Annotated in this window: 19 protein-coding genes; 9 read left to right on the top strand and 10 right to left on the bottom strand. The window is 71.1% G+C overall.

What is annotated here, in order from left to right; all coding sequences use genetic code 11:
* The first annotated feature begins 88 nt into the window (after window positions 1-88).
* From SANBI_RS02695 to SANBI_RS02665, 7 genes are all read left to right on the top strand, one after another.
* A complete protein-coding gene (locus tag SANBI_RS02695) occupies window positions 89-631 on the top strand; it encodes a PAS domain-containing protein (protein ID WP_319158684.1) in 543 nt (180 codons plus the stop codon).
* Window positions 628-1,569, top strand: coding sequence for a methyl-accepting chemotaxis protein (locus SANBI_RS02690; protein ID WP_056135997.1), 942 nt, complete (start codon window positions 628-630; stop codon window positions 1,567-1,569). Before SANBI_RS02695 ends, SANBI_RS02690 begins: the two co-directional genes overlap by 4 nt.
* 164 nt (window positions 1,570-1,733) lie before the next feature.
* Window positions 1,734-1,982 (top strand): type II toxin-antitoxin system Phd/YefM family antitoxin, encoded by a 249-nt coding sequence (locus SANBI_RS02685; protein WP_319158681.1) that lies wholly within the window; start codon window positions 1,734-1,736, stop codon window positions 1,980-1,982.
* A gap of 11 nt (window positions 1,983-1,993) precedes the next feature.
* Window positions 1,994-2,248: a Txe/YoeB family addiction module toxin gene (locus SANBI_RS02680; protein ID WP_319158679.1), complete on the top strand. Its 255-nt coding sequence runs from the start codon at window positions 1,994-1,996 to the stop codon at window positions 2,246-2,248.
* A gap of 241 nt (window positions 2,249-2,489) precedes the next feature.
* The gene (locus SANBI_RS02675; RefSeq protein WP_319158677.1) at window positions 2,490-2,993 is read left to right on the top strand and encodes a transporter substrate-binding domain-containing protein; all 504 of its coding nucleotides are present in this window, start codon (window positions 2,490-2,492) and stop codon (window positions 2,991-2,993) included.
* On the top strand, window positions 2,990-3,994 hold the full coding sequence (locus tag SANBI_RS02670; RefSeq protein ID WP_319158675.1) for a cation diffusion facilitator family transporter: 1,005 nt from the start codon (window positions 2,990-2,992) through the stop codon (window positions 3,992-3,994). The genes SANBI_RS02675 and SANBI_RS02670 overlap by 4 nt, the downstream gene beginning before the upstream one ends.
* A 65-nt stretch (window positions 3,995-4,059) precedes the next feature.
* A complete protein-coding gene (locus SANBI_RS02665; RefSeq protein WP_179914563.1) occupies window positions 4,060-5,406 on the top strand; it encodes an APC family permease in 1,347 nt (448 codons plus the stop codon).
* A 6-nt stretch (window positions 5,407-5,412) separates the two neighbouring features.
* On the opposite strand, the gene SANBI_RS02660 is transcribed toward SANBI_RS02665, so the two are convergent.
* The 9 genes from SANBI_RS02660 to SANBI_RS02620 form a co-directional block, all read right to left on the bottom strand.
* Window positions 5,413-6,084 (bottom strand): response regulator transcription factor, encoded by a 672-nt coding sequence (locus SANBI_RS02660; RefSeq protein ID WP_319158672.1) that lies wholly within the window; start codon window positions 6,082-6,084, stop codon window positions 5,413-5,415.
* Window positions 6,081-7,475 (bottom strand): sensor histidine kinase, encoded by a 1,395-nt coding sequence (locus tag SANBI_RS02655; RefSeq protein ID WP_319158670.1) that lies wholly within the window; start codon window positions 7,473-7,475, stop codon window positions 6,081-6,083. Before SANBI_RS02655 ends, SANBI_RS02660 begins: the two co-directional genes overlap by 4 nt.
* A 134-nt stretch (window positions 7,476-7,609) precedes the next feature.
* Window positions 7,610-8,416, bottom strand: coding sequence for a hypothetical protein (locus SANBI_RS02650; RefSeq protein ID WP_319158668.1), 807 nt, complete (start codon window positions 8,414-8,416; stop codon window positions 7,610-7,612).
* On the bottom strand, window positions 8,413-9,309 hold the full coding sequence (locus tag SANBI_RS02645; RefSeq protein WP_319158666.1) for an ABC transporter permease subunit: 897 nt from the start codon (window positions 9,307-9,309) through the stop codon (window positions 8,413-8,415). Before SANBI_RS02645 ends, SANBI_RS02650 begins: the two co-directional genes overlap by 4 nt.
* A complete protein-coding gene (locus SANBI_RS02640) occupies window positions 9,306-10,064 on the bottom strand; it encodes an ABC transporter ATP-binding protein (protein ID WP_319158664.1) in 759 nt (252 codons plus the stop codon). Before SANBI_RS02640 ends, SANBI_RS02645 begins: the two co-directional genes overlap by 4 nt.
* Window positions 10,065-10,255: 191 nt before the next feature.
* Window positions 10,256-10,972 (bottom strand): hypothetical protein, encoded by a 717-nt coding sequence (locus SANBI_RS02635; RefSeq protein ID WP_319158662.1) that lies wholly within the window; start codon window positions 10,970-10,972, stop codon window positions 10,256-10,258.
* A gap of 4 nt (window positions 10,973-10,976) precedes the next feature.
* The gene (locus SANBI_RS02630; protein ID WP_319158660.1) at window positions 10,977-11,903 is read right to left on the bottom strand and encodes a carbohydrate ABC transporter permease; all 927 of its coding nucleotides are present in this window, start codon (window positions 11,901-11,903) and stop codon (window positions 10,977-10,979) included.
* On the bottom strand, window positions 11,900-12,856 hold the full coding sequence (locus SANBI_RS02625) for a carbohydrate ABC transporter permease (RefSeq protein WP_319158658.1): 957 nt from the start codon (window positions 12,854-12,856) through the stop codon (window positions 11,900-11,902). Before SANBI_RS02625 ends, SANBI_RS02630 begins: the two co-directional genes overlap by 4 nt.
* A gap of 97 nt (window positions 12,857-12,953) precedes the next feature.
* A complete protein-coding gene (locus SANBI_RS02620) occupies window positions 12,954-14,273 on the bottom strand; it encodes an ABC transporter substrate-binding protein (RefSeq protein WP_319158656.1) in 1,320 nt (439 codons plus the stop codon).
* Window positions 14,274-14,523: 250 nt separating this feature from the next.
* Between SANBI_RS02620 and SANBI_RS02615 the strand changes: the two genes are divergently transcribed.
* Together SANBI_RS02615 and SANBI_RS02610 are read left to right on the top strand one after the other, a co-directional pair.
* On the top strand, window positions 14,524-15,840 hold the full coding sequence (locus tag SANBI_RS02615; RefSeq protein ID WP_319158653.1) for an MFS transporter: 1,317 nt from the start codon (window positions 14,524-14,526) through the stop codon (window positions 15,838-15,840).
* A gap of 139 nt (window positions 15,841-15,979) precedes the next feature.
* On the top strand, window positions 15,980-17,128 hold the full coding sequence (locus tag SANBI_RS02610) for a Fic family protein (RefSeq protein WP_319158651.1): 1,149 nt from the start codon (window positions 15,980-15,982) through the stop codon (window positions 17,126-17,128).
* Window positions 17,129-17,229: 101 nt separating this feature from the next.
* Here the strand turns inward: SANBI_RS02610 and SANBI_RS02605 are convergent, their stop codons facing one another.
* On the bottom strand, window positions 17,230-19,875 hold the full coding sequence (locus SANBI_RS02605) for a glycosyl hydrolase family 95 catalytic domain-containing protein (RefSeq protein WP_319158649.1): 2,646 nt from the start codon (window positions 19,873-19,875) through the stop codon (window positions 17,230-17,232).
* Window positions 19,876-19,881 lie beyond the last annotated feature (6 nt).

Below are 19,881 nucleotides of genomic sequence, written 5' to 3'. Positions count from 1 at the left end.
CCTGACCGTTCTGGTCATACTCCCCACCTCCCCGCCGATGGGGGGACAAGCCCGGCGCCGGGCCGCCAACGGAGTCCAGGGGGACCAGATGTCCAGCACCACCCTCGCCGTCCGCCCGACCGGGGTCGAGCGTGTCCTGGCCGACGACCAGCTGATCGTCAGCAAGACCGACCTCAAGGGCCGTCTCACCTACACCAACGACGTGTTCCTCACGATCTCCGCGATCGAGGAGCAGGACGCGATCGGTCGCCCGCACAACCTCATCCGGCACCCGAGCATGCCGCGCGGCATCTTCCGTCTCCTCTGGGACACCCTGCGCGCGGGTGACGAGCTCTTCGCCTACGTGCAGAACCTCGCGCTCGACGGCGCCCACTACTGGGTCTTCGCCCACGTCACCCCCTCCCGCGACGCCCAGGGCCGGGTCGTCGGCTACCACTCGACCCGCCGCGCCGTGAGCGCACGGGCCCGGGCCGAGGTCGAGCGCCTCTACGGGCAGATGCTCCAGGTCGAGGCCCAGCACCCGGGCCGCGGGGCCGACGAGGCGTCGCTCACCTGGTTGCAGGACCGGTTGACCGAGCAGGGTCAGACGTACAGCGAGTGGCTGTGGAGCGTCGCGGGCGGTGCCCGATGATCTGGGGTGGTGCGCGCCGCCGGGCGGCCGAGCTCGAGGCCGAGGTCGCCGCCTGCCGCGCAGCCCTCGACGCCATCTCCGAGGCGGCCCGCGCGGGTGCCCGGGGCGACATGGAGCGCCGGGTCGCCGCGGTCCCCGAGGCCGAGGCCTACGGCTTCGCGGAGGTCCGCGACGACGTCAACAGGTTCTTCGACGTCACCGACGCCTTCATCCGCGAGGCCGGGGCCGCGCTCGCCGCGGCCGGCACGGGCCGCTTCGAGCGTGAGCTCATGCTCGTCGGTCTCTCCGGTGCGTTCCGCTCGCAGGCCGTCACCATCAACGAGGCACGCCTGACGATGGCCGAGGACGCGGCTCGTCTGACCGCTGGCGACACCGCGCGCGGCGCCCTGGTCGAGGACTTCGAGCGGGACGTCCTGCACGTGTCCCAGGCCGTCGGCGAGTCGGCGCGCAGCATGGCCGGGACGGTCGACGCGCTCCAGGGCGTGACGGCGACGGTCGTGCAGCGAGCGGGCGAGGCGAGGGACGCCGTGGCGCGGCTCGGGGAGTCCTCCGAGACCATCCGTCAGGTCATCGGGCTCATCACCGACGTCGCGCGCCAGACCCGGCTGCTCGCGCTCAACGCCGCGATCGAGGCGGCCCGGGTCGGTGCGGCCGGCAAGGGCTTCGCCGTCGTCGCCGACGAGGTCGGTCGCCTCGCCGACGAGACCGCGAGCGCGAGCACCCGCGTCGAGGAGCAGCTCGGCGCCTCGCAGCAGGTCATCACCGAGGTGTCGGGAGCCCTGGGCAAGATCGACGAGAGCGTCGACGCCATGCGCGACGGCGTCACGCTGCTCACCGAGCGCATCTCGACGGGTTCCGACACCGACCAGGCCCTCACCGACGCCGCGGTCCACCTCGAGTCCTCGGTCGCCGAGTTCCTCACGGTGCTGCGCGGGTAGGCACCTGCCTGGGAACCTGTCCACAGGCCACACATGGGATCTGGACGTCCGCGAGGGCACCGTCCTAGCCTCAGCAGACGGCCGCTCTCCTGAACCTCGGAGCCCGCGCACCGAGAGGATCCCAGGTTGTACCATGAATGAGTACCACTAGAAGAGGTGAACCCATGTCGATCTCCGCGAGCGAGGCACGCAGGACGCTGTTCCCGCTCATCGAGCAGGTCAACGAAGACCAGGTCGCCGTGGAGATCGTCTCTCGCCACGGCAACGCCGTCCTCATGCCCGCAGACGAGTACGCCGCGTGGAAAGAGACCGCCTACCTGTTCCGGTCCCCGGCGAACGCTCGTCGTCTTCTCGACGCGCACGAGCGCGCGCTCGACGGTCGTGCTGCACCCCACGACCTCGACCGGGACTGAGGTCACGGTCGGTGCGGCTCGTCTGGGACGAGTCCGGCTGGGAAGACTACGTCCACTGGCAGACGGCTGACCGGAAGATCCTCAAGCGCATCAACGCGCTCGTCGATGCGTGCCTCCGCGACCCTCATCAAGGGATCGGCAAGCCTGAACAGCTCAGGTACGGCGCGAGCGGCAGCTGGTCGCGCCGCATCACCGACGAGCACCGTCTCGTCTACCTCGTGCTCGACGACGACCTCGTCATCCTCCAGGCGCGGTACCACTACTGACCCCGCGCCGGCCGAGCAGACATCACCTCGCGCTCCTCTGCGTGACGCTCACCACCGCGGAGGCGACGAGTCCTCTCGGGGAGCGCCCTCGTCCGGACCGACCTAGAGTGGTCGCGACCGATCGGGGTGACCCGCAGCGGTCGTGGACCACAGCCCGTCAAGACGTCGGCGAGCACGAGACGGGGCACCCCTGCCCCGACCGACGACAGCGGACCTGAGACGGCCCGCGCGAGGAGCGACGATGCCCGACACCGAGCGTCCCCGGCCCAGCCGGTTCCGCGCGGCTCCCGCGGCCTGCGCGATGGTCGCGGTCCTCACGGGGTGCAGCGGGGGCTTCCCCGCCGACCCCGACGGCACCCTCGAGACGGTGACCGGCGGCGTGCTGCGGGTCGGCGTCTCGTCGAACCCGCCCTGGACCGAGACGGGCGCGGGGGGACCGACAGGGCTCGAGCCCGAGCTCGTCGAGGGCTTCGCCGAGTCGGTCGACGCCGAGGTCGAGTGGACGGCGGGCGGTGAGGAGGACCTCGTCGGCAGGCTCGAGAGGTCGGAGCTCGACCTCGTCGTCGGCGGCTTCACCGAGGCCTCGCCATGGTCTGCCCAGGCGGCGCTCACCTACCCCTACACGACGGTCCCCGGGCCCGACGGCGCCCCCGAGGCTCACGTGATGGCCACCCCGATGGGCGAGAACGCCTTCCTCGTCGCGCTCGAGTCGTACCTCCTCGACCGTCAGGACGTGCAGCCGTGAGCGCCGCGTTCGGGCACACCGAGCTCCCTGAGGAGCAGGCCGAGGCGCTGCGGCGCGCGACCAGGCTCGCGTGGGGGACGATCGCCTTCCTCGTCGTGGGTGTCACCCTCGTGTACCTGGTGATGGGCAGCTCCCAGGCGATGAAGGCCGCGTGGGTCGAAGACCTGCTCTCCTTCATCCCGCCGATCTGCTTCCTCGTCGCCGTCCGCTACGCACGCCGCCGTCCGACACCAGAGCACCCATACGGGTTCCACAGGTCTGTCGGTGTCGGTCACCTGGTGGCGGGGACCTCGTTGTTCGCCATGGGCGCGTTCATGGTCTTCGACTCCGGCAGCGGGCTGCTCGCCGCCGAGCACCCGCCCGTGGGGCTCATGGAGATCGCCGGTCACCCGGTGTGGGCCGGTTGGCCGATGATCGCCGCGATGGTGCTCACGGGCATCCCGCCGGTCCTCCTCGGCCGCGCCAAGATGCCGCTCGCCCGCACCCTCCACGACCGCGTGCTCTACGCCGACGCGGACATGAACAAGGCCGACTGGATGACGGCGCTGGGCAGCATCGTCGGGATCCTCGGCATCGGTGCAGGCCTGTGGTGGGCCGACTCTGCGGCAGCCCTGTTCATCTCGGCGAGCATCCTGCGGGACGGCGTCACGAACCTGCGCGTGGCGACGTCGGCGCTCATGGACTCCCGCGCGTCGACGGTCGAGGGCGACGCACCGCACCCGCTCGTCGGTCAGGTCGAAGAGCACCTCGCGGCAGTGCCGTGGGTCGCCGAGGCTGGCGTCCGGGTCCGCGACCTGGGTCACGTCTTCCACGTCGAGGCCTTCGTCGTGCCGCGCGGCGACGTGCCCGGGCTCGGCGAGCTCCGCCGTGTCCGCGAGGACGTCGTCGCCCTCGACTGGAAGGTCCAAGACCTCGTGCTCGTCCCGGTCGAGCAGCTCCCGGCGGACATGCTCCCGGGTGTCGACACGGCCCACAGGCCGGCCGGGACCGAGCACGCATAACCCCGGTCCCCCACAAGCCCCCCTTCACCGTTCCCCCCGTCCCCTCCAGCAGAGAGCCGAGAACGATGACCGACCACGTCCAGGAGACGGACCAGAAGAACGAGCCGACAGCGCTCTCCCGCACCGTGAGCGGGAGGCTCCTCTACGTCTTCATCCTCGGAGACGTCCTCGGCGCCGGCGTCTACGCCCTCGTGGGGGTCATGGCCGGCGAGGTCGGCGGAGCCGTGTGGCTCCCGCTGCTCGTCGCCCTCGGCCTCGCGCTGCTCACCGCAGGGTCCTACGCGGAGCTCGTCACCAAGTACCCCCAGGCTGGTGGTGCAGCGGTCTTCGCCGAGCGCGCCTTCAAGACCCCGGCGATCTCCTTCCTCGTCGGCTACAGCATGCTCGCCGCCGGTGTGACGAGCGCAGCAGGTCTGGCGATCGCCTTCGCCGGTGACTACTTCACGACCTTCGTGTCGATGCCGACGAACGTCGCCGCGGTCGGGTTCTTGATCCTCGTCGCGCTGCTCAACATGCGCGGGATCAAGGAGTCGCTGCGCGCCAACGTCGCCATGACGGCCGTCGAGCTCTCCGGCCTCCTGCTCATCGTCGTGCTCGGTGCGATCGTGCTCGGCCGCGGCGACGGCGACCTCAGCCGCACCGTGCAGTTCACCGAGGGGACCACACCCGCCCTCGCCGTCCTCGGGGCGGCGCTGCTCGCCTTCTACTCCTTCGTCGGCTTCGAGACGTCGGCGAACCTCGCCGAAGAGGTCGTCGACGTCCGCCGCACCTACCCGCGGGCGCTCTTCGCCTCGCTCGTCACCGCGGGCGTGGTCTACGTCCTCGTGGGGGTCGCCGCCGTGGCCGTCGTCGACCCGGAGACCCTCGCCGGGTCGACAGGACCGCTCCTCGAGGTCGTGAACGCCGCCGACATCGTGCCGGAGCGGGTCTTCGCGGTGGTCGCACTCATCGCTGTCGCCAACGGTGCGCTGCTGACGATGATCATGGCCAGCCGCCTCACCTACGGCATGGCCTCGCAGGGTCTGCTCCCGCCGGTCCTCGCGAAGGTCCTGCCCGGCCGCAAGACCCCGTGGGTCGCGATCGTCGTCACGACTCTCGTCGCGATCGCGCTGGTCTTCACCGGAGAGCTCCAGGTGCTCGCCGAGACCGTCGTGCTGCTGCTGCTCATCGTGTTCATCAGCACCAACGTCGCCGTCCTCGTGCTGCGCAAGGACACCGTCGAGCAGGACCACTTCAGGGTCGCGACCGTCGTGCCGGTGCTCGGCGTCATCAGCTGCATCGTGCTGCTCACCCAGCAGACCGCGGGCACGTGGTTGCGTGCCGGCATCTTGCTCGCCGTAGGCGCTGTGCTCTTCCTGGTGACCCGCCGGGCCAGCCGTCGGCCGGCCGAGCAGCAGGTCGCCGGGGCCTGAGGTCGCTCAGCCCCGTCCGACCAGCCCGCACTCGTAGGCGACGATGACCGCCTGGACCCTGTCCCGCAGCCCGAGCTTGGCCAGCATGTTGCCCACGTGCGTCTTGACCGTCGTGGTGGACAGCACCAGCTGCTCGGCGATCTCCGCGTTCGACAGCCCCTCGGCGACGGCCCGCAGCACGTCGAGCTCGCGCGGCGTGAGGACGGCCAGCCGGGGGTCCACGTCGCTGGAACCCGCCGCGTCGGCGCCGCTCGGCAGGTGCGGGGCGAAGAGGTCGAGCATGCGTCGGACCACGCGCGGCGCGACGACGGACTCGCCCGAGGCGATGGTGCGGATCGCGTCGGCGAGCTCTTCGGGCCGGGCGCTCTTGAGCAGGAACCCGCTCGCACCCGCCCGCAGCGCCGCGAAGGCGTACTCGTCGACGTCGAAGGTCGTCAGGACGAGCACCCTCGTGCCGGGGTGCTCCGCGACGACGCGGCGGGTCGCGGCGATCCCGTCGACCCCGGGCATCCGGATGTCCATGAGCACGACGTCGGGGGCGAGCGCGGCGACCTGGTCGAGGGCGACAGCCCCGTCCGATGCCTCCCCGACGACCTCGAGGTCGGGCTCGGAGTCGATGACCAGCCGCAGCCCCATACGGATGAGCGACTGGTCGTCGACGAGCAGGACCGTGGTCATCGTGCCCGCTCCCCGGTCCACGGCAGGACGACGTGCACCCGCCAGCCGCCCTCGGGGCGTGGCCCGGTGTCGACGCGTCCGCCGAGGAGCGCGGCACGCTCGCGCATCCCTGGGACCCCGCGACCGGACCCTCCCCCGGCGCTCGGCCGGTCGCTGCCAGCGTCCAGGACCTCGACCTCGACGGCGTCGACCCCCCGGGTCACCACGAGCTCGACCGACGGGGTGCCTGGGGCGTGCCGCAGGACGTTGGTCAGCGCCTCGGAGACGATCCGGACGAGCGCGAGCCGCAGCGCGGTGTCGTCTGGGAGGGGCTCGTCGAGACCTCGGACGCTGAGCGGCAGACCCGCCGCCCGGTACCTGTCGACGATCGACCGGAGCTCGGTCTCGGTCGGCTCTGTCGGCTCGGGCTGAGCGTCCCCTCCGTCGACGGGGTCGAGCGCACCGAGCACCCGCTGCATGTCTGCCAGCGCAGTCCGGCCAGTCCGGGACAGCTCCTGGAGCGCCTCGCGGGACCTGTCCGGGGCGCGGTCGAGGGCCGCGCCCGCGCCGTCCGAGAGCGCGATCATCACCGAGACGCTGTGCGCGACGATGTCGTGCATCTCGCGGGCGATCCGGGCTCGCTCAGAGGCACGGCCCAGGGCTGCGCTCGCCTCGCTGTCGCGTGCCCTCGCCTCGAGGCCGTCGATCTCGGCCTGCGCCTTGAGCCGACGTGCGCGGGACGTGGCGCCAGCGGCGACCCCGAGGAGCAGGAGCACCACGAGGAGGGCGACGGTCGCGGCACGCCGCCCGGAGGAGAACTCCGGCTCGATCAGCTGGTGGAAGGGCTCGGTGCCTGCGGGGCGCTGATAGGTGCCCCAGACGAACATCTCCCCCACGCCGATGACCTGCCACCGCCAGATCGCGGCCGTGAGCACCACGACCGCTGCGAGGCATGCCGACCACGTGACGAGGGCAGGTCGGGTGCTCGCGACCGCGTACAGGGCCACCGCGACGCACAGCCCGAGGACGCCGAGGACCCCCTCGGTCGCAAGCGACACGAGGGAGAGCCCGACGAGGATCCCGACGGCCAGGAGCGGCCGGGTGCGCAGCGCGACGAGCACGAGCGCCCCGAGGACGGCGCCGCCGACCCAGGTCTGGGGGACGGTCTGCAGCCTGTCGGTGCCCTCGGGGAACATCCCGAGGGCGACGATGCCCTGGACCGTCGAGTGGGCGAGGGCGGAGGTGACCACCCCGAGGAGCACGACGAGGGCTCCGAGCACGGTCTGGACGAGCCACCGGTGGTGCCCGTCCCGGCGGCGCGGTGCCGGACCCGGGCGACGCCGGGGCGACGCGGCCGGGGGTGCCGCGTAGCCAGCACCGGGGAGCGGTGCTGCGGGGCTCGTGGCAGGCATGGCGTCTACTCTCTCACCACCCAGGTGGTCCCGGGGGCTCGGTGGTCGGGGCGGTACCGCGTGTGGTGGTGCGGGCTGGGCGGGACGGCCAGCAGGCGTCTCCGGGCCGGCGACGTCCTCGTGCACGCGGCCGGTCACGTGACGTCTCCGCGCCGGAGCCTGACCGCCGCGGTGACGAGCAGCCCGACCACCCAGGCGGCCAGCACCAGCCCCGCACCCCAGGTCCCGAGGTGCGGGCCGAGGCTCGCGGACTCGGTGAGCGCCAGCCGGGCGTCGGTCTCGACGAGGCGGGTCCCGACTCCCGGCAGCAGGACGCGCACGGTGTCGGTGACCCGTCCGGGGTTGGCCGCGAGCACCTGGTCGAGGACCACGAGCACAGCAACCCCCGTGACGAGGGCACCTGCCGGCCGGCGCAGGACCGCACCGAGCCCGAGGCCGAGCAGCGCGACAGCCGTGAGGTAGAGGACGTAGCCCACGAAGGCCCTGGCCGTGCCGTCGTGGGCGGCCAGGTCGAGGCCGAGCCCCGCCGCCTCCCGGCCCGGGCCGGTCACGAGGACGGCCGCGCCGAGCGCGACGACTGCCGTGACCAGCGCGAGAGCCGTGGTGAGGACCACCTGCGCGACGAGCACCGGCAGTCGCCGCGGGACCGCGGTGTAGGTGGTGGCGGCGGTCGAGGTGGCGTGGTCGGAGGTGCCGACGAGGACCCCGAGGACGAGGGTGCCGAGCTGGGCGAGGATCACCCCGGAGACCACCAGACCGGCGGCCGTGGTGCCGTCACCGGGCCGGACGAACATGGTCAGGCCGAGCGGGACAGCGACGGCGACGAGGACCGTCGTGATCGGCACCCACAGGGTCGAGGCGAGCCCGGCGGTCTTGGTCCACTCCGAGGCGAGCACCCGGGACAGGGTCGCGGCCCGGCGGTCGGCCGTCTGCGTCGTCACGTGACGTCCCGCGTGCGCAGGCGCAGGGTGGCTCCGGCGAGCGGCAGCACGATCCAGGCGGCGAAGACGAGGCCTCCACCCCAGGGTCCGAGGTCGGGTGCGCCGTCGACGCCGCCGTCGTCGGCCGTGGTGGTCATGCGGAAGGCGGCGTCACCGGGAAGGAAGGCCGTCACGGTGCTCACAGGGTCGAGGCTCGCGGGCCCGGCGGGGCTCTCCGCCATCATCTCGGTCGGGGACATGGCCATCTCGGCACCGAGGCTGATGCCGACGGGCAGGACGAACACGAGGGCGAGGGCGGCGACCATCGCGGGGACCGTCCGCCGCAGCAGGGACCCGATGCCGAGGCCGAGCAGCGCCATGCCGAGGAGCATCAGCCAGGAGCCGAGCAGCACCTGAGGGGCAGACCCGCCGGCGAGGTCGACGGACATGTCCCGGGAGCGGGCGGCGGGCACGACGCCGAGCACAGTCGCGGCGACGGCGAGCAGGGCGACCACAGCACCGACACCTGCCGTGGCGATGGTCCGCGCGGCGAGCACCCGGCCGCGGCGCGGGGCCGCTGTGAAGGTCGACCTGAAGGCACCGGTCCGGAAGTCTGCGGTCCCGGCGAGGACCCCGAGCACGAGCGTCCCGAGCTGGGACAGCGCGACACCGTCGGGCAGCGAGCGTGCGGGGTCGAAGCCGGGGTCGCCCGAGGAGGCGTTCGCGGACAGGTAGGTGACGGTGAAGGCGACAGCGACCGTCACGGCCGCGGTCCACAGGGTCGAGCGCAGGCTGACGAGCTTGGTCCACTCGGAGGCGACGAGCCGCGGGAGCGTCGGCCCACGACGGGTCGTCGCGGCGGGGTCACGGGTGGCGCTCTGGGCCGAGGCCGCTGAGGCCGGGGCGGCGCTCATCGTGAGCCTCCCGACGCGGAGGTACCGTCTGCGGCGCGCCCGCGGTACTCGACCGACCCGGCGGTGAGCTCGAGGTACGCCTCTTCGAGGGACCCTCCCGCCGACCTCTCGACGATCTCCTGGACCGGGGCGTCGGCCAGCAGGCGACCCTTGCCGATGATGACCACCCTGTCGGCGCAGAGCGCGAGCTCGTGCATGAGGTGGGACGAGAGCAGCACGGTCCGGCCCTCGGCCGCGAGGTCACGGACCAGGCGACGGACCCACAGCACGCCGTCGGGGTCAAGCCCGTTGACAGGCTCGTCGAGGATGAGGGTCTGCGGGTCGCCGAGCAGCGCGGTGGCGATCCCGAGGCGCTGCCCCATGCCGAGGGAGAAGGTCCCGGCACGCCGGCGGGCGACCGACTCGAGCCCGGTCATCTCGATGACCTCCCGGACCCGGGCGGTGCTGATGCCGTGGGTGCGGGCGTGGGCCAGCAGGTGGCGGTACGCGGTACGGCCGGGGTGCACCGAGCGGGCGTCGAGCATGACGCCGACCGAGTGCAGCGGTGCGGGGAGGTCGGCGTACCTGTGGCCGTCGACCGTCGCGGTCCCCGAGGTCGGGCGCTCGAGCCCGACGATCAGCCGCATGGTCGTGGACTTCCCGGCCCCGTTGGGCCCGAGGAACCCTGTCACGGTGCCGGGGAGGGCTGAGAAGCTCAGCCCGTCGACAGCTGTCGTCGTCCCGTAGCGCTTGGTCAGCGCCTCTACCTGGATCATGTCTCTCCCGTCGTCGTCGACCGGCTGCCCCTGGCGAGGTCCGGCCTGCCTGACGTCGACGCTACGGAGAGAGGGGTGGGGCCCGGCACCTGCCGGCGACGGAGATGCCGGAGGCCGCCTCCTCCTCCTCGAGGACGAGACGGCCTCCGTCCTGCGGCGTCACCGCAGGTCGGTCGAGACGCAGCTCGGCGCTACGGCTGCTGCCGCTCCGCGCGCTGCGCGACGCTCACGACGGCGAAGGCGACGAGCCCGCCGACCACGAGCCCGAGCGGCTTGAGCATCCAGACGAGCACCCCGGCCATGAGCACACCCGAGAGCAAGAAGGCAGACCCGGCCGCGTCGGCCGCGATGCCACGGACACCCGAGACGAGGAGCGTCGTCCACCGGGCCCCGGGCTGCCACTCGCCGGCGGCGCGCAGCAGGCCGACGACGAGCGCCACCCCGAAGGCCGCTGTCACCACGCCGACCACGGCCCCGCCCGGCAGGGCTCCTGTCGAGACGGCCCAGAGGTTGAGGACCACGAGGAACAGCGCGACGAGCGAAGCCGCCGCGACGAGCCACACCCCGGAGCACGCGGCGCGGACGTCGGCCCACACCGCCGAGACGGAGTCGCTCTCCCCCGCGAGGAAGCGTCGCAGGTGCCGCACCCCGGCGGTCAGCGCCGGCAGCGCCGTGACCACCGGGATGCTCAGGACAGCGACGTACACACCGGTGACCATGACCTCGGCGAAGAGCGCGAACTTCCCGAAGGACCCGGGGACAGCGCCCTTCTGCCCCCAGCCCCACCGACGGCGGCGGGCTGCGCTGCGCTCGGTGCGCGAGGGGCCGGAGGGACCTGCCGGCCCGCCCCGCCGACCGGCGGACCTGTCGGCGGGGCGGGTGGTGCCGCGGACTGCTGTGCTGGACATCGCCTCAGCCCTTCAGGCCCTGGGTCGAGACACCCTCGACGATGAACCTCTGGAAGATGATGAAGAACAGCAGCACCGGCACGAGCGCGAGGACGGCCATGGCCATCTGTGCGCCGTAGTCCGACGTGGTCGTCTGGTCGACGTAGATGCGCAGCGCGACAGGGAGCGAGAAGAGGTCGGGCTTCTTGAGGTAGAGCAGCGGCCCGAAGAAGTCGTTCCAGCTCCAGATGAAGGCGAAGATCGACGCCGTCATCACCGGGGGCTTCATGAGGGGCAGCATGATCGAGCGGAAGATCCGCACGTGACCGGCCCCGTCGATGCGTGCGGCCTCGTCGAGCTCGCGCGGCAGGTTGCGCATGAACTGGACCATGAGGAACACGAAGAACGCCTCGGCAGCGAGGAACTTGCCGATGAGCAGCGGGACGAAGGTGTTCACCAGGCCGAGCTCGTTGAACATGATGTACTGCGGGATGATCACCACGTGGAACGGCAGCAGGAGCGTCGCGATCATGAGCGAGAACCACACCTTGCGGCCCGGGAACTCGATCCGCGCGAAGGCGTAGGCAGTGATCGTCGCGGACAGGATCACGCCGATCACGGACATCACCGCGAGGAACAGCGAGTTGCCGAAGAAGGTCCAGAAGGACACCCCGCCGATCCCGCCGAGAGCCTTGGTGAAGTTCGCGAAGGACGCGTTCTCCGGGATGAGACTGATGTTGCCGACGATCTCGTTCGACGGCTTGAGCGAGGACATGAGCATCCACAGGGCCGGGTAGAGGATCACCGCGGCCACGGCGAGGACGAGCACGTGGAAGACCGCCGCCTTGACGAGCGACCTCTTGCGGGCCTCGCGGCGCAGCTCGGCGCTGCGGTCGAGGTCGTCGGGACGGTCGTCGGGCGTCGCGACGTGCTTCTGCAGGACGGAGGTCATTTTGTCTCCCCTGAGTAGTGGACCCACGACTTCGACGTCTTGAAGAAGATGAAGGTGATGATGCCGACGACCAGCACGAGGACCCAGGCCATCGCCGCTGCGTAGCCCATCTGGAAGTCGACGAAGCCGCGTCGGTAGAGGTACAGCGTGTAGAAGAGCGTCGAGCCGGCCGGACCACCGGTCCCGCCCGAGATGATGAAGGCGGAGCCGAAGATCTGGAACGAGTGGATCGTCTCGAGCAGCAGGTTGAAGAACAGCACGGGCGAGAGCATCGGCAGCGTGATGCGCATGAACTTGCGCACCGAGCCGGCGCCGTCCATCTCGGCTGCCTCGTAGAGCTCGTTGGGGACCTGCTTGAGGCCCGCGAGGAAGATCACCATCGGGGCGCCGAACTGCCAGACAGTCAGCAGGACCATCATCGGCATGGTCATGCTCGGGTTGCCGACCCAGCCGCCGGGCTCGCGCCCGAAGACCTGGCCGATCTGGTCGACGACGCCGTCGTCGATGAACATGGCCTTCCACACGATGGCGATCGACACGCTCGCACCGATGAGCGAGGGCGCGTAGAAGATCGACCTGTAGGCGCCCTGCCCGCGGCGCTTGGTGTTGAGGAGCATCGCGACGGCCAGGGCCGCGGCGAGCTTGATGGGTGTCCCGACGAGCACGTAGATGCTCGTCACCTTGACCGACTGGAGGTACTGGGGGTCGGAGAACATCCGCGTGAAGTTGTCGAACCCGATCCACTCAGGCGCGCTGAACAGGTTGTAGTTCGTGAAGGCCAGGTAGAGCGACGCGAGCATCGGACCTGCGGTCAGCAAGACGAAGCCCAGCAACCAGGGGGTGAGGAAGGCGTAACCGGCGCGGGTCTCGGCTGCTCTCCGAGAGCGTCGCGCCTGCGAGCCCTTGGTCGGTGGAGCAGTCCGGTTCCCGGTCGCCTCGGCAGTGAGGGACACGGTGGAATCCGTTCGGTGAGGGGGTGCTGTTCGTCAGGTGCGGGGGCCGGCCGGTCTCGGCGCGACCCCCGCGACTACACGAGGGGCTGTGCGTCGGTCATCCCTGACCGACGGACATCTCCGCCTCGCTGAACCACTGGTCGACGAACTGGTCGACCGTGATGTTGCGGTACGCGAACTCTTCGCCGAGACGCTTGAACTCGGCCTCGATGGTGCCGAAGCCCTGGACGGGGAGCGGTGCAGCCTCGGTCGCGAACTCCGCGACAGACTCTTCGTAGGCGACGACGCGAGCGTCGACCGAGCCCTCTTCGAGCACCATCGCGTCACGCTGGGCCTGGACGGCCGGGACACCCTTGGAGGTGCCGAAGATCCGGCCGACCTCGGGGTCGTTGATGAGGAAGTCGATCAGGGTCGCGGCTGCGGCCGGGTGCTCGGAGTTGGCCGATGCCGAGAGCAGCATGGACGGCTTGAGGAACATCTTCTTCTCACCGTCGGCGTTCGACGGGATCGGGAGCATCTGGAGGTTGTCGCTGCCGGAGTCTGCGGAGTAGCCGGCGAGGAAGTTGTCCCAGCTCATCTCGGAGGCCGTCTCGTTGACCGTGAAGCCACCGAGCGGGAGCAGCTGCGTGCCGCGCGCGATCGGGTACGTAGCGTCGACCGGGGTGCGGATCGGCTCGGCGGTGTTGAGCCACTCGGCCATGTCTTCACGCGTGAAGTTGAGCTGGCCGTCCTCGGTGAAGGGCTCGATGCCCTGCTGCACGAGCCACTGGAGGAAGAACCAGAAGGTCCCCGTGTAGTCGACCGAGCCGTAGATCACCGGGTCCATGCTGGCGCCGGCTGCGGAGACGTCGGTGATGAAGGTGTTGAGGTCGTCCCACGTGTAGTCCGGGTCGAGGGGCTCGACGCCGACCTGCTCGAGGAGGTCAGGGTTGTAGAACATGGCGAGGGTGTTGGAGGACGTCGCGATGCCGTACTGCGAGCCGTCGAGCTTGCCCGCGTCGAGGAGGCTGCTGTCGAGGCCGTCGACGTCGAGCGCCGTGCCGATCTGGCCGTCGAGGTTGAGCAGCTGGTTGGTCGACCCGTACTGGCGCAGGTAGGAGAGGTCCATCTGCATGACGTCGGGGAGCGAGGAGCCCGCGGCCTCGGTGTTGCGCGAGGACCAGTAGTCGTCCCAGGCCTGGAAGCCGGTCTGGACGGTGATGTTCGGGTACTCCTTCTCGAAGAGGTCGATCGCCTCTTCGTACTTGTCCGCGCGGTCGTCGTTGCCCCACCAGTTGAAGACGATCGTGACGTCTTCCTCGGTGTTGAGGGTCTCGCTCGGAGCGGCTTCGCTCCCTCCCCCACCGCACGCGGTGAGTGCGAACGACGCCACCGCGGCGACGGCGATGCCCTTGAGGGCTGATCGCTTGATCGACATCTGAGCCTCCTTGCTCATGGGGTTGAAGAGCGCCCTGTCATCGTTGCCCGGGCTGCCCACTGCGTCCAACCGTGAAGTGAATCGTTACAATACAGTGGCCCGGGTCACTCGGGCAAGCCCTTTCCGGCGCGGCGCCAGCGAAACCGGCCGATCCTCGCGATCCGGACTGCACGCTGGACGGCCGCCGGGCAGGACTTTTGAAGCCCGGTAGCCTTGATGGGGTTGAATCCATTCAGACAAAGGCGTCTCTGTGACAGATCCGCTCGACCCTCGACCGAGCACTCCCGAGAACCTCTCCGGACAAGCACCCGCGCCCGCACCACAACCGGCCCCGGCTCCGGCTCCGGCGACCAAGCCGGCGGCGAGCCTGCTGCGCAACCACAACTACAGGCTGTTCCTCGTCGCGCAGCTCAGCGGCGGGACCGGCGTGTGGATGCTGCGCCTCTCGCAGGACTGGCTCGTGCTCCAGCTGACCCAGAGCCCAGCCGCCGTCGGCATCGTGGTGGCGCTGCAGTTCCTGCCGCTGCTGGCCTTCGGCCCGATGGGCGGCGTCATCGCCGACAGGCACGACAAGCGACGCCTGGTGATGGGCGCCCAGGGGACCGCGGCCGTCCTGGCCGCCATCCTCGCGAGCCTCACCATCGCCGGGCTGGTCACCGTGCCGCTGCTCTACGGCTTCGCGTTCCTGCTCGGCTGCGTGGCCGTGATCGACCAGCCGGCCCGGCAGGTGCTCGTCAACGAGCTCGTCGGCGACAGCATGCTGCGCTCGGCGATCAGCACCAACAACGCCCTCAACCAGCTGAGCGGCATGGTCGGGCCGGCCGTGGCCGGTGTGCTCATCCACCAGGTGGGTCAGGGCTGGGCCTTCGCGGCGAACGCTGTGCTGTGCCTGGTGGTCGTCGCGCTCTTCGCGCTCATGCGGACGCGCGAGATGATGCGGGTGCCCGTCGTGGCGCGCGCCAAGGGGCAGCTCCGCGAAGGAGCCCGGTACATCCTCGACCGCCCGCGCCTGCTGTGGGTGGTGCTGCTCGCAGGCCTCATGGGCGCCTTCGGCATGAACGGCCCGGTGGTCCTCGCGGCCTTCGCAGACTTCGAGTGGCAGACGGGCTCGGGTGGCTTCGGCCTGTACAACTCGGTGAGCGCCGTCGGTGGGCTCGTCGGTGCCGTGGCGGCCGCGCGCCTGCGCGTGCTCCGGGTCCGCACCGTCGTGCTCGGGGCCGGGATCTTCGCGGTCGCCGAGGGCCTCGGCGCGCTGTCGCCGAACCACGCCGTGTTCCTCGTGATGCTCGCAGCGATCGGTGCCGCGACGATGTTCTTCCTCACGAGCGCCGCGACCTACGTCCAGCTGAGCGCCGCACCCAAGGTCCGGGGTCGTGTCATGGCCTTCTACATGCCGCTGCTGCTCGGCGGGCATGCTGCTGGTGGTCTGGTCCAGGGGGCCTTCACCGAGCACCTCGGGGTGCGGGGTGGGCTGGTGCTCACGGGGGTGTGCGCTCTGGTGGGGACGGGTGTCGTGGCGCTCGCGCTGCGGGGGCACCGGGGGCGCGACGCCGCCGAGCTCGACTAGCGAGGAGCAAGCTCTTGGAGGCTCGACAGACGCCGAGCCACCGCGACCACCAGGCCAGATCTGCGGTTGACTGGCCCGCACGACCTTCAAGGGCGATGGTATGATGCTAATTAATCGTCATGCGGAGGATCACGTGGACATGTACCGGGCCCCTGAGCTCACCGGCAGCGAGCTGGAGGTGCGCGAAGCGATCCAGGACCTGAGCGAGACCCTCAAGCACCAGGTAGGACAGACCCGACGGTGGACCGCCCCCCTTCGCCGGATGACGCTGGCGCGCAACGTGCAGGGGTCGAACAGCATCGAGGGGATCAACGCGAGCGTCGACGACGTGGCTGCGATCGCTCAGGGGGAGAAGCCCGCGGCCGTCGACGAGGAGACCGAGCGGGCACTCGCCGGGTACCAGCTGGCGATGACCTACGTCCTCGAGCTCGCTCAGGAACCTGTCGTCGTCGATCCGACTCTCATCCGTAGCCTGCACTACATGGTGACGTCCTACGACCTCACCAAGCGGCCCGGTCGCTACCGCAAGGGCCCGGTATTCGTCCAGCAAGAGTCCACCGGTGACATCGTCCATGAAGGCGCCGAGGCGGACGACGTTCCCGCACTGATGGATGAGCTGACCCGCACCATCGACAAGAGCGGCGACAGCATCATCGACGCCGCGATGGCGCACCTGAACTTCGTGCTCGTCCACCCGTTCAGGGACGGCAACGGACGCATGGCCCGTGTCCTGCAGTCGCTGGTCCTTGCCGCAGACGGTGCCATCTCCCCGGTGTTCCTCTCCATCGAGGAGTACCTCGGGCGCAACACACAGGCCTACTACGACGTGCTCGCCACCGTGGGACACGGCCGATGGGACCCGAGGTCAGCCACGCCCGAGCAGGTACGACCCTGGGTCCGCTTCATCCTCACGGCCCACTACAACCAGGCGAGAGAGCGCGCCGCACGGATCACTGCCGCGAGCGCAGCGTACGCAGCACTCGGTGAGCTCCTCGAAGGTGCCGGCGTCGACGATCGCGCGATGGAGCCTCTCTATGACGCTCTGTTCGGGGCGACCGTCACTCGTGGGCGCTACATCACCTCGCTCGCGGAGGTAGGCACCGAGATCAGCCTCCAGACAGCGACACGTGACCTCACGAGACTCTCTCAGGCTGGGCTGCTCGCCGCGACAGGGGAGAAGAGGGGTCGCGCCTACACCGCCGCAGACAGGCTGGTCGAGCTTCGGCGAGCGGTGGGACTCGGCCAGGCGTGGAGACGCGTGGATCCCTTCGCCGGCGGTCTGAGCTGAGCTGACGATGTCTCTGCGCTGTCGCGCGACCGCGCGAACAGCGAGAGCGGTCCTGCACAGACCGCAGCACCAGGGCCGCGACAGTGACGTCGTGATCGCGCTCAGGCGAGCTCGCCCGCCCCGTCCCATGGCCCGTCCCACGTGCCGTTGTCGAGGACGACAGTCGTGGTCCTCCGCACCCCACCCACAGGCAGGCTGACCTCGACCGACCGGCCCACCGGCCCCCGCAGCGCCAGCCCGGTCACCTCTCCGTCGCGCCACGTGACGTCGACGGTCACAGCCCCCCGCGCACCGAGCCCACGTGCCGAGCCGTCCTGCCACCCAGCCGGGAGCGTCGGGATCAGGTCGACGATGGTGACGTCCTGCGTCGTCCGGTGGGACTGCAGGATCATCTCGACGGCTCCCGCCGTGAACCCGAGGTTGCCGTCGACCTGGAACGGCGGGTGCGCGCAGAAGAGGTTCGGGTACACACCGGAGCCGGCACCCGGTCGGGTGTCGTCGAGCGGTGCGACGAGGTCGCCGGGCTGCGCGCCGTCAGCGGTCGGCCGCAAGAAGGCGTCGAGGGCAGCCCTCGCCCCGACGATGTCGCCGAGCCGCACCCGCAGGGCGAGGCGCCACGCGAGCGACCAGCCCGTCGAGTCCGGGCCGCGGGCGTCGAGGGTCGCCAGGGCTGCGGCGGCCAGCTCAGGCGCGGACCGCGGGTCGATCCGGCTGCCGGGGTACACGCCGACGAGGTGCGACTGGTGCCTGTGCTCGGGCTCGACGTCGACGAGGTCCGTGGACCACTCAGCCAGGCGCCCGTCAGGGAGCACGCGTTCACCAGGGAGACGGGCGAGGGCTGCGCGGGCCGCTGCCTGCCAGTCGGCGTCGTCAGGATCCGGCGAGCCCTCAGGGACCACGGCGCCCGCACCGACGAGCACCTCGGCCGCGTCGAGGCAGCGCCTCAGGAGCTCGCGGATCATCGCCAGGTCGGAGGTGGTCGAGACGCTCACAGCGGCGGGCTGCCCGTCGGGCGCCACGAAGCGGTTCTCCGGCGAGGTCGCCGGGGAGGTGCCGAGGGTCCCGTCGGGCTGCTCCACGAGCCACGCGAGGGCGAAGTCGGCAGCCCCGCGGAGCAGCGGCCAGGCGTCGGCCAAGAACCCGAGGTCGCGCGACCAGTCGTAGCGGTCCCACAGGTGCGTCGCGAGCCACACGCCGCCGAGCGGCCACGCCGTCCACGACGGGTCAGAGGCGCCGTCGCCCGCGGGGAGCGAGAATCCCCACACGTCCGAGTTGTGGTGCGCGGCCCACCCTGGGAGACCGTAGAGGTCGCGCGCCGTGGCGCGCCCGGCCCGCGCGAGGTCGCCCAGCCAGGTGGTGAGCGGTTCGTAGCACTCGTCGAGGGCGCCCGGGCCGACCGGCCAGTAGTTCATCTCGGTGTTGATGTTGGTCGTGTAATTGCTGCTCCACGGCGGGACCACGGACTCGTTCCAGATCCCCTGGAGGGTCAGCGGGCGCGAGCCTGGCCGCGAACCGGCGATCATCAGATAGCGGCCGTACTGCGCCTGGAGGGCCGCGAGCGCCGGGTCGGGAGCGCCACCAGCGTGCCGGGCGAGCCGCTCCGGGGTCGTCGCGGTGCCCTCGGGGTCAGGCCCGAGGTCGAGCTCTACCCGGCCGAGGAGGGCTGCGTGGTCGGCGACGTGGGCGGCGCGCAGCGCGGGGAGCCCGTCCGTGACGATCTGGTCGACGACCGCCGAGGTCCGTCGGGCGACAGCAGCCCGGAGCGCGTCGAGGCCGCCGTGCGGCGCGGTGGCCGCGTCGACGAAGTCTGTCTCGGTCCCGAGCACGAGGGTGAGATAGGTGGCACCGACCACCTCGACGGCGTCGGCCGTCGCCGTAGGTCCGCCGTCACCGACGATCCCGTCGGTGTGGACCGCGACGTGGACCGCTGCGGTCACCGCTGCGCCCGGGGTCGGGTCGTAGTGCACGTGCTCGTCGGCAGGCTCGTGGTCGGGGACGACGTCCGACGGCATGCGGACGGTGGCTGCGAGTCCGGTCGGCGTGCCCTGGACGTCGAGGGTCGGGTGCGGGGAGACGAGCGAGACACGCAGGGCCGGCAGCGAGCCGACGGTGGCCCGCCTGTCGACGACGAGCACCTGGTGCGGCGCGCTGGACCACGTCTCCTGGAGGAGCGTCGCACCTGCGCTCGACCAGGTGTGGCTGGCCACCGCAGCCCGCAGGTCGAGGGACCGCGCGTACCCCGGGGGCGTCGCGGCCTCGTCGGCTCGGTGCACCTCGTCGCCAGGGTGCACCGAGCCAGCGAGGTGTGCTTCGCCAGCAGGGTGCGAGTCCTCAGCAGCTCGCACCTCCTCCCCCGGCCCGACCTCCTGCACGATCAGGTCGACCAGAGGCTGGTACGCCTGCGAGTGCCCGTGCTGGAGCCTCTGGACGGCACGCTCCGCAGCCCGGACATCGTCCGCTGCCAGTGCGGCGCGCGCGTCGTCGAGGATCCGCGCTCCCTCCCCCGCCGCGATCAGGCTCCGCCCCGCGACGGTCGCAGGCGACCCCGACCAGCAGGTGTCGTCGTTGACCTGGACCCGGTCGCTGGTGGTCCCGCCGAAGCACATCGCCCCCAGCCGCCCGTTGCCGACGGGCAGCGCCTCGGTCCAGCGCGTCGCCGGCCGGTCGTAGACGAGCACGAGAGGACGGGCGGGCTCGCCGACGGGATCGGCAAGGCCGGACGAGGGGGCGGTGGGGTGCTCGGTCACTGCGGA

Origin of the sequence: Sanguibacter biliveldensis (genome assembly GCF_033798665.1) — a bacterium.
Lineage (GTDB): Bacteria > Actinomycetota > Actinomycetes > Actinomycetales > Cellulomonadaceae > Sanguibacter > Sanguibacter inulinus.
The sequence above is the reverse complement of the archived record's forward strand: the minus strand, read 5'-3'. Positions and strand labels throughout refer to the sequence as shown.